This window comes from Komagataeibacter xylinus NBRC 15237, assembly GCF_001571345.1.
Taxonomy (GTDB): domain Bacteria; phylum Pseudomonadota; class Alphaproteobacteria; order Acetobacterales; family Acetobacteraceae; genus Komagataeibacter; species Komagataeibacter xylinus.
The window spans coordinates 112,480-122,282 of the sequence record NZ_BCTP01000006.1; the positions used below are offsets into that span (position 1 = coordinate 112,480).

The 9,803-nt window shown below is 60.6% G+C and carries 6 protein-coding genes, 1 tRNA gene and 1 pseudogene; 7 read left to right on the forward strand and 1 reads right to left on the reverse strand.

All coding sequences use genetic code 11. The annotated features are described in order from the left end of the window. Nucleotide 1: 1 nt before the first annotated feature. The 5 genes from metW (at nucleotide 2) to GXY01S_RS04335 (ending at nucleotide 8,506) form a co-directional block, all read left to right on the forward strand. A complete protein-coding gene (gene metW, locus GXY01S_RS04315; protein WP_061272235.1) occupies nucleotides 2–616 on the forward strand; it encodes a methionine biosynthesis protein MetW in 615 nt (204 codons plus the stop codon). Between the two features lie 26 nt (nucleotides 617–642). Beyond that, nucleotides 643–1,254 carry a nitroreductase family protein gene (locus GXY01S_RS04320; protein ID WP_061272237.1) on the forward strand — a complete coding sequence of 204 codons (612 nt, stop codon included), beginning with the start codon at nucleotides 643–645 and terminating at the stop codon, nucleotides 1,252–1,254. 308 nt (nucleotides 1,255–1,562) lie between these two features. Continuing rightward, nucleotides 1,563–2,906, forward strand: a complete 1,344-nt coding sequence (locus tag GXY01S_RS04325) for a DEAD/DEAH box helicase (protein ID WP_061272239.1) — start codon at nucleotides 1,563–1,565, stop codon at nucleotides 2,904–2,906. A 495-nt stretch (nucleotides 2,907–3,401) separates the two neighbouring features. Next, the gene (bcsA, locus tag GXY01S_RS04330; protein ID WP_061272241.1) at nucleotides 3,402–7,994 is read left to right on the forward strand and encodes a UDP-forming cellulose synthase catalytic subunit; all 4,593 of its coding nucleotides are present in this window, start codon (nucleotides 3,402–3,404) and stop codon (nucleotides 7,992–7,994) included. Nucleotides 7,995–8,137: 143 nt separating this feature from the next. Further along, nucleotides 8,138–8,506 (forward strand): IS5 family transposase, encoded by a 369-nt coding sequence (locus tag GXY01S_RS04335; RefSeq protein WP_061272270.1) that lies wholly within the window; start codon nucleotides 8,138–8,140, stop codon nucleotides 8,504–8,506. Between the two features lie 45 nt (nucleotides 8,507–8,551). On the opposite strand, the gene GXY01S_RS04340 is transcribed toward GXY01S_RS04335, so the two are convergent. After that, a tRNA-Ser gene (locus tag GXY01S_RS04340) sits at nucleotides 8,552–8,641 on the reverse strand. 461 nt (nucleotides 8,642–9,102) lie between these two features. On the opposite strand from GXY01S_RS04340, the pseudogene GXY01S_RS19300 reads away from it, so the two are divergent. After that, nucleotides 9,103–9,282, forward strand: a pseudogene (locus GXY01S_RS19300) (transposase); the annotation flags it as partial. A 274-nt stretch (nucleotides 9,283–9,556) separates the two neighbouring features. Continuing rightward, nucleotides 9,557–9,803 (forward strand): hypothetical protein (locus tag GXY01S_RS18730; protein ID WP_218003155.1); only part of this gene is annotated, 247 nt, incomplete at its 3' end.

The window sequence follows — 9,803 nt, forward strand, 5'->3', positions numbered from 1 at the left end:
CATGCGCCTTGACCAGCGACTCATCGCCGGCATGATCCGCCCCCGCACCCGCGTGCTTGACGTGGGCAGCGGCGATGGCGCGCTGCTCGACTACCTGTTTCGCAACAGCGGGTGTGATGCGCGTGGCATCGAGATCGACATGAAGGAGGTGACCCGCTCGGTCGCCCACGGCCTGCCGGTCATGCATGGCGATGCGGATCATGACCTGGCCCATTACCCCGATAACGCCTTTGACTACGTGGTGCTGCAGCGCACGCTCCAGGCCGTCGAGCGCCCGCGCGAGGTGCTGCGCCAGATGCTGCGCATCGGGCGGTATGCCATCGTGTCCTTCCCCAATTTTGGCCACTGGCGGCTGCGCCTGCAACTGCTCACGAGCGGGCGCATGCCCATGACCAGCGTGTGGAGCAGGCCGTGGTATGATACGCCCAACATCCACCCCTGCACCATCCTCGATTTTTTGACGCTGTGCCGGGATGAGGGCTATGGTGTGCAGCAATGGATGGCCGTTGATGAAGACGGCGAGCGCGCACCGTGGCGGCGCTCGATCCGGCTGGCCAACCTGTTTGGCGAACAGGCGCTGTTCCTGCTGCGGCGCAAGGACGGCCCGCGCTCCTGAACGCGCCACGATGGGGAGACCCGACCATGGACACACTCGAAGCCATTCGCACCCGCCGCGCCATCCGCGCCTATGATCCCGACCACCGGATCAGCGATGCCGAACTGCGCACCCTGCTCGCGGCGGCCCGCATGGCGCCCTCGGCGTTCAATGTCCAGCACTGCCGTTTCGTGGTGGTGAAGGACCCGGCCCTGCGGCGCGAACTGCGCAAGGTGGCGTGGGACCAGTCGCATGTGACCGACGCCTCGGTGCTGGTCGTGCTCTGCGCCGACCGCGATGCCTGGAAGGAAGACCCCGCCCGCTACTTCAACGGCGCGCCCGATGCGGTCAGGCAGCAGATGGCGGAAATGATCACCCGCTATTATGAAGGCCGCGAATGGGTGCAGCAGGACGAGACCATGCGTAGCTGCGGCCTTGCCGCCCAGACGCTCATGCTCGCCGCCACCGCCATGGGCTACCAGTCCTGCCCGATGGATGGCTTTGATTTCGAGGCGGTGGGCAAATTGATCAACCTGCCACCCAACCATGTGGTGGCGATGTTCGTGGTCATTGGCAAAGGCACGCAGGAGGCGGCCCCGCGCGTGGGCAAGCTGCCCGACAGCGAGGTCATCCTGACCGACCGCTTTCCTTCGCGCTGAAGCCGGGCGCAGGGCCAGCGCATTAAAAGCTTGCGGTCGGGCCCGCAACGCGATAGAGCATTCCGCTCGGGAACGGACCGCGCCTGTTCCCCGTGCTGGCTAGATTGCACGTGTCCTTGACGCGGGGGACGCGACCATAAGCAGACTGGACCGGCCTTTATCCCTTACATGATATCCTTGCGACGACAGAACGAGTGCCTCCATGCAAATGGGGGCCGGTTTCGGCTTCATCTGTCGGTTCGCCACCCGGGCACGCAGCACCCCCAAGGGGTTGCCGCCCCGTTTTTTCGCGCCAGGAGGCGCCATTCATGACAACGACGTTTGCCGATCTTCATCTTGCAGAGCCCCTGCTGCGGGCACTGGACGAGGAAGGCTACGCCACGCCCACCCCCATCCAGGCCGGCGCCATTCCCTACCTGCTCGAAGGGCGTGACCTGCTTGGGCTGGCCCAGACCGGCACGGGCAAGACCGCAGCCTTCGCGCTGCCCATCCTTGACCGTCTTTTCCGCGAGAAGGGTCGCGCCCACCCCAAGGGCGCGCGCGCCCTGGTGCTGGCCCCCACGCGTGAGCTGGCCTCCCAGATCGGGGAGAGCTTCGCATCCTATGCCCGCCACATGCGCTTCAGCCATGCTGTCGTGTTCGGTGGCGTGGGACAGGGCCGCCAGATCGAGGCGCTGCGCCGTGGCGTGGACGTGCTTGTCGCAGCCCCCGGCCGCCTGCTTGACCTGATGGGCCAGGGCCATGTCGATCTGTCCGGCCTTGAAGTGCTGGTGCTCGATGAAGCCGACCGCATGCTCGACATGGGCTTCGTGCGCGACATCCGCAAGATTGTCGCAGCCCTGCCGACCGATCGCCAGACCCTGCTGTTCTCGGCCACCATGCCCAAGACCATATCGGACCTGGCGCACGGCCTGCTGCGCGACCCGGCCACCGTGCAGGTCACCCCGCCGTCGAGCACGGTGGACCGCATCCGCCAGGCCGTGATGTTTGTCGATACCGGCAACAAGCGCGAGGCGCTGAAGCTGCTGGTTGACTCGCCCAAGGTCGAGCGCGCCGTGGTGTTCACGCTGATGAAGCACGAGGCCAACAAGGTCGCGACCTTCCTCAACGAGCACGGCATCACCGCCGAGGCCATTCACGGCAACAAATCGCAGGGCGCGCGTGAACGCGCCATGTCCGGCTTCCGTTCGGGCAATGTGAAGGTGCTGGTGGCGACCGATATCGCAGCCCGCGGCATCGACGTGGATGACGTGACCCACGTGTTCAACTACGACCTGCCCAACGTGCCCGAGAGCTATGTGCACCGCATCGGCCGCACGGCGCGCGCGGGGCGTGAGGGCTGGGCGGTCTCGCTGTGCGATGCCGAGCAGCGTGCCTGGCTGCGTGATATTGAAAAGAATATCGGCAAGAAGATCCCCGTGGTGTCCGAGCATCCGTATCATTCGGAAGCCGCCGAGAACTCGACCATGCGCCCGCCCGTGCTCGGTGGCGGCGGCCGTGGCCGTGGCGGCGGCGGTGGCCGTCCTGGTGGTGGTCGCCCCGGTGGCGGCGGTCGTCCTGCCGGTGGCGGTCGCCCGCCCGGTGGTGGCCGGGGTGGTCGCCCCGGTGGCAACCGCTCCGGCGGTGGTGGCGGTGGCCGCCGCGCGGTCTGACCCGGCTCGGCCATGGCCCATGCTGCACGCGCAGGTGGGCTGCGGCACCCGGCATGATTGAAAAAAGGCGCCTGGCCTCTGGTCGGGCGCCTTTTTGCGTGGATTGCCACAGGCTGGATGAAGTATAATTATGGATTAATAATTGTTATATCATAAAATAAAATGATAAATTACGCCTGAAGCAAACATGTCTTCCACATATTGCAATATTTATACTGGCACAATAAACAACCCGGCGTGTCTGTGCCATCCGCTTGTGAAATCAATGGAAAAGCCAGATAATATCTTGCAGTGATGGGGGCTGCTCATTTACTGTTCCGGCTCGTTAAGAAAACCTAACAGACACATTCTTTTTTTGTGGGGCCATCGATTATAGGGAACAGGGCACAGCCGTAGCGCAGGCGGGCAACCTGTTGCCTGCAGGGGCTCTGGCGCGCCCCTGGGCATGCATATACGTATTGTAGGGCTTATGTTCGGGTAATCTGGTTGTTAATCATGTTCAGGGAATTATGGCTGAAGTGGGGCGGGGCGGCATTGATGGCCTCGCCTGCCGGGCAGAAGGGGCTGATCTGCCTGCTCATGGCAGGGGGGGCGCTCATCTGCTTCGCGGTGGGGGGCGTCAGCGTCACGCCCATGCAGCAGGGCTGTATTTCCATTGGCACGGTGGGGCTGTTCTTTTTTCTCAACCGCAGGCCGGGGCGCCATATCACCTGCATTCTCATGATGCTGTCGCTGTTCGTGTCCTTCCGCTACCTGATCTGGCGGCTGGGCAGCACGGTGCAGTTTGCCAGCCTGCTCCAGAGCGTGCTGTCAGTAGCGCTCCTGCTGGCGGAGGGGTATGCGCTCTCGACCCTGTGCCTGAGCTATTTCCAGATGTCGTGGCCGCTCCACCGCAAGCCCCACCGCCTGCCTGACAACCTTGATGACTGGCCGATGGTCGATGTGTACGTTCCCTCCTATAACGAGGATCTGGAACTGGTGCGCTCAACCGTGCTCGGCGCCATGGACCTGCACTGGCCCGAGGGCAAGCTCAACGTCTATATTCTCGATGACGGGCGGCGCAAGGCGTTCCATGATTTCGCCACGGAATCCGGGGCAGGCTACATCATCCGTTCCGAGAACAATCATGCCAAGGCAGGCAATCTCAACCATGCGATGAAGATCACGAAGGGCGAATTCGTGGTCATTTTCGATTGTGACCACGTGCCCACGCGCTCGTTCCTGCTCAAGACCATTGGCTGGATGGTGGCCGACCCCAAGCTGGCCCTGCTCCAGACCCCGCATCACTTCTATTCCCCCGATCCGTTCCAGCGCAATCTGGCCGCGGGCTATGACGTGCCGCCCGAGGGCAACATGTTCTATGGCCTGGTGCAGGACGGCAATGACTTCTGGGATGCCACCTTCTTCTGTGGCTCCTGCGCCGCCATCCGCCGCTCGGCGCTGCTCAGCGTGGGCGGGTTCGCGACCGAGACGGTTACGGAGGATGCACACACCGCGCTGAAGATGCAGCGCAAGGGGTGGGGCACCGCCTATCTGCGCCAGCCGCTCGCCGGCGGGCTGGCCACCGAGCGGCTGATCCTGCATATCGGCCAGCGCGTGCGCTGGGCGCGCGGCATGCTCCAGATCATGCGGCTTGATAACCCCATGCTCGGCGGCGGCCTGCGGTGGGAGCAGCGATTGTGCTACCTGTCGGCCATGTCGCACTTCCTGTTTGCCATACCGCGCGTGACCTTTCTGGTCTCGCCGCTGGCGTTCCTGTTTCTGGGGCAGAACATCATCGCGGCCTCGCCGTTTGGCATTACGGTTTATGCCCTGCCGCATATCTTTCATTCCATCATGACGCTCTCGCGCATCGAGGGCCGGTGGCGCTATTCCTTCTGGAGCGAGATTTACGAGACCTCGCTCGCGCTGTTTCTGGTGCGCATCACCATCGTGACCCTGCTCCAGCCGCACAAGGGCCAGTTCAACGTGACCGACAAGGGTGGCCTGCTGGCGCGGGGCTATTTTGATTTCAGCGCGGTGTACCCCAATGTCATCATGGCGCTGATCCTGTTTGGCGGCATGGTGCGCGGCCTGTTTGGCATGGTGTTCGACTATCACGAGAAGCTGGCGTTCCAGTCCTTCGCGCTCAATACGCTGTGGATCACCATCAGCCTGATCGTGGTGCTGGCCTCCATTGCAGTGGGGCGCGAGACCCGGCAGATCCGGCATGCGCCGCGCGTGCGGGTCAAGCTGCCGGTCGATGTCTGTTTTGAAAATGGCGATGTCTTTCATGCCCATACCACCGATATCTCGCTTGGCGGGGCGGGCGTTACGCTCAACCTGCCCACCGAGCTTGAAACGCCCGTCGATATCGAATTGCGCTATACCCACCCCGAGGATGGCATTGAAGTGGCCGTGCCCACCCGCATTCTGGGCCAGCGCGGCTCGTGGCTGCACCTGCAATGGAAGATCGAGACGCTGGAAGAGGAACGGCAGGTTGTGAGCATGGTATTCGGGCGGAGCAATGCGTGGGATAACTGGGCTGACTTCCAGGATGACCGGCCGCTTAACAGTATCTATCAGGTGATCAAAAGCATCGGGGGGCTGCTTGCGCCGCCATATCTGTGGAATATCAGCCCCGTGGGCGATGGCGAGGATGGGGAGGAAGCCGGAGGCAGGAAAGAGGAAGAAAAGCTGGAAAAGAAGAGCCTGATCGTGCCGCCCACCCACCCCAGCAGCATACGTGGCGCCATGGGCGTGCTGATCGCGTCTCTCGTGCTGGCGGTTTTTCCCGCCATTGCGGCTGAACCCGTGCACCCCACGGTTTTTGACCGCACGGGCGTCTCATCCGCAACGCCCTGGGGCGACAGCAATTCCGGTGATCTGCCCCCCGTGCCGCAGCCGGTGGATGCCGCTGCTGCCGGGCGCATAGCCGATACCGAGGTCACGCGCACCATTGCCTTTCGCGACATGGGGCTGGTCAACGGGCCGCTGAGCCTGACCGGTATCTCCCCGCTTCAGGGGCTTGACGTGGTGGTGCCGGCCAACCGGGTTGTCACGCATGCAACGCTCAACCTGTCCGGCGCGATTTCGCCTTCGCTGCTGCCAGAAGCCTCCGCCGTCAACGTCACGCTGAACGAGCAGTATGTCGGCACGATCCGGGTCGATCCCACGCACCCGAATTTCGGGCCGGTCGAGTTCCCCATAGATCCGCTTTACTTTACCGAAGACAGCAAGCTCAACTTCCGCTTCGCGGGTGAATACCGGCGCGACTGTAACGACCTGTATAATGATGTGCTGTGGGCCAAGATATCGGAACAGTCCACCATTACCCTCAGCACCGCCCGTATCGCACCCGAACGCACGCTTGCCCGCCTGCCCGCGCCTTTCTTTGACCCCGCGCTGCGGGTGGTGATGCGCGTGCCCGTGGTCCTGCCCACGCCCACGCCCGCGCCCGAGGTGCTGCGCGGGGCGGGGCTGGTGGCCTCGTGGCTGGGCCGGATGGCGGGGTCGCACCAGCTTTCCTTTCCCGTATCATCCGCCCTGCCGGATACGGGCAATGCCATCGAGATTGGCGAGAACCTGCCGGTTGATGACCAGGGCCACCCGCCTGCAGGGCCAACCCTGCTGGAAACCGCCAACCCTGCCGACAAATGGGGCACCATCCTTGTCGTGACCGGGCGCAACGCGAAGGAGGTCGAGGTCGCGGCGCGCAAGCTGGTGTTCTCGCCTGATACGCTGGGCGATGTTGCGTCCACCGTGGTGCAGGATGTAAGCCTGCGTCCGCGCAAGCCTTATGACGCGCCTGCGTTCATTCCCACCGACCGGCCGGTGCGGCTGGGTGAGCTCGTCGCCGCAAGCGACCTGCAGACCGCGGGTTTTGTGGGAGCACCGCTGCATGTGCCCTTTCACCTGCCACCTGACCTGTATACCTGGCACCAGTTGCCATTCCTGATGGATCTGTGGTTCCGTGCGCCTGATGGGGCGGTGATGGACCTCAATGCATCGCGGCTCGATATCCATCTCAACCATAATTATATCCAGAGTTATTCGCTCCGCCCCAACAGCCTGTGGCGGGTCTGGTCGGAGCGGATGGTGACCCAGCACGCCGGGGCCGTGGGGCATGTCACCGCCATGCCGCCCTGGCTTCTGTTCGGGCAGAATGACCTTCAATTCAGCTTCAATACCCGCCCGGTGGACTTTGGTGCCTGCCGCCGCACGCCCGGCGACGTGCAGATGGCGGTTGATTCTGATTCCATGCTCGACTTCCGGCGTGGGGTGCATTTCACCACGTTGCCCAACCTGTCCTATTTTGCCGAGATCGGTTTTCCGTTCTCGCGCATGGCGGATCTGAGCGAGACCACGGTGGTGCTGCCACGCACGCCTGACCATGATACGCTTGGCGCCTACCTGGACCTGATGGGCTTTTTCGGGTCGCTGACGGGCTATCCGGTTGCGGGCGTGCATCTGGCCAGTACGGATGAGGTCGCACAGAAACCACCTGCGGGCGATGTGATCCTTCTGGCGCCGGTGCAGCAGATGGGGGGGGCTGCTGCACTGCTGTCGCGTTCGGCCTATCATATTGATGACAGCCATCTTGCGGTCGGGCAGAACATGGGGCTGCAGGGCATCTGGTACCTGTTTCAGGACCGGGACAGCGCTGGCCTGCGCAATGGTGTTACGGCCAACCTTGATGCCCCTGTAAAGGGGGCGGCCTTCATGATCGGGGCGGAATCGCCCTATGCGGCACATCGGTCGGTCCTTGCGCTGATAGGCGATGACGGCGGCCGGATTGAGGAACTGGTGACCAGCCTGCATGACAGCAAGGTGCTGCCGCAGATACAGGGTGACCTGGTACTGAAAAACGGCAGCCAACTGACCACCTACCGCACCTCGCCTACCTATAACGTGGGGCACCTGCCGTTCTGGATGTGGGTGGACTGGTTCCTCTCGCGTCATCCGGTGCTGATGTATCTATGCGGCGTAACGGGGGCGGTCATGTTGGGCACGGGCGCGTGGATGTGGCTGCGCGCGCGGGCGCGACGCCGGGTGCGCGAACAGGAAAAAGCCGATGAGGAAGCCCGCATGCGGGGGGAAGGCCATTAGCACACCCGGCCGGGTATGTATGGCAGCATGCCGTTTGCCATACATGCTTGTTGCCTGAGGACGGGATAAGGGCAGCCTGGTCCTGCGTGATATCGGATGAGGCATTGCCGAAAACAAATTCTTCCTGATGCATGGAGTTCGGGGTGGGTATAAAGCGTTACGAGTTGAGCACGCCGCAATGGCGGCCTATTGCGCCCCTCCTGCCCGGCAGATTTAGTGATGCGGATCACGGCGCAGCGGATACCCGGCAGTTCGTTAATGGCTGCCTGTGGATCCAGCGTAGCGGCGCATCCTGGTGCCACCTGCCTGAGCGGTATGGTCAATGGCAGACGGTATATCGCCGCTTTAACCGCTGGCGCCATGCAGGCGTGTGGGAAAAAGTTTTCGAGATGCTGGTTGCCGATCCGGACAATGAGTATCTGATGTTTGATACAGACATCCTGCATGCGTATCAGCAGGCCGCGAACGCAAAAGAGCCATCAGGCTTCAGCCGGCAGAGCGTGCCCGATTAAGGCCTGACTGCCAGAAACAGATTGATGTGGTGTGAATAGCTAGGATGGCGGAGAGGGTGGGATTCGAACCCACGGTACGCTCACACGCACGGCGGTTTTCAAGACCGCTGCCTTCAACCGCTCGGCCACCTCTCCATAAGGTCTGTTTAGCCAGCTATTCTGCCGTCGTCTAGAGGTTACGTCGCACAAAAAACGCTACATTCATGGGGCGTCTGTGTTGTTTTTTTGTGACGACAGGCAGCATGCGGTTCAGTCGGTAGATGTCGCTGACCGCCTTGAACTATCGGATGGTGGGGGCAGGGATGCGGAAGCGGATGAAGGCCATTCCCCCGGTTTCGCAACGTAAGGCGACCCGGCGCATGACCTGCCCGCAATATTATAATAATTTCCTTTTTTAATTCGTTAAGTTATAAACTGTATTTAATAATTATAGAATATATCGTTTTGAAGGCAGCGTTCTGTCAAAAAATACGGTTAATATGGCATATATAATCAGGTAATTATAAGGGGGTTCTGATGCAGTTCAGGGTCGTGACTTGTGTTTTTTCTTTTTTCTGCGGCTCTGATGGGCGTGTTCCATGCTGCAGCAATAAGGGATGACGACTGCACGCAAACCGTATCCCTCTGATGGATCAGACGAAGAATGGTCTCTGGTTGTCCCGTATCTGGTCCTGATGCGCGAGGATGCAAAATAACGACATCACGCATTACACGAACTGTTCAATGGATTGCGTCACGTGATCCGCTACGGAATTGCCTGGAGCACCATGCCGAATGTTGTCGCAGGCTCATCAAGGATTACGAGCGTGGCGCTTCAGCACTCGTAAGTCTCCATGTTATTGCGTTTGCATGCTTCATGCTCAGAAATGCAATGAGTGATCAAGGTAAAACAGGGATATTTCTGTTTAATAATGGATAGAAAGTAGTGTATCCAAAGATTGAGACAGGTAAGATGACGGATATTGGAAAAATAGAGTGCTAGAATCAGGGCTACTGAACTTGAAACTCCAGATTCTGCTAGTCGTATTTTACAAACCGTGAGGAATAAAAATGGCGACGTTAAAAGGAGAAGTTTTTGCATTATGTAAAGAAATCGCTAAAAAATTTGAAAATTGGGAATTTTCATCAGGGCAATTCAAAAATAAATCGTTGAAACATACGACTCTTATAGTGGGGGCTGGATTCGGATTTCGTCGAGTAGGCTCTCGCGACAAAGTTACTGTTTTCCCAAGCGTTTATTTAAATAATAAAAAAACAATGTCGCTGTGTAAGAGCCCGATCCGAAAGTTTTTCAAGC

Bases quoted from the DNA above. Each gene is read 5' to 3' on its own strand.
- metW (WP_061272235.1), top strand. From the start codon at position 2: ATGCGCCTTGACCAGCGACTCATCGCCGGCATGATCCGCCCCCGCACC.
- GXY01S_RS04320 (WP_061272237.1), top strand. From the start codon at position 643: ATGGACACACTCGAAGCCATTCGCACCCGCCGCGCCATCCGCGCCTAT.
- GXY01S_RS04325 (WP_061272239.1), top strand. From the start codon at position 1,563: ATGACAACGACGTTTGCCGATCTTCATCTTGCAGAGCCCCTGCTGCGG.
- bcsA (WP_061272241.1), top strand. From the start codon at position 3,402: ATGTTCAGGGAATTATGGCTGAAGTGGGGCGGGGCGGCATTGATGGCC.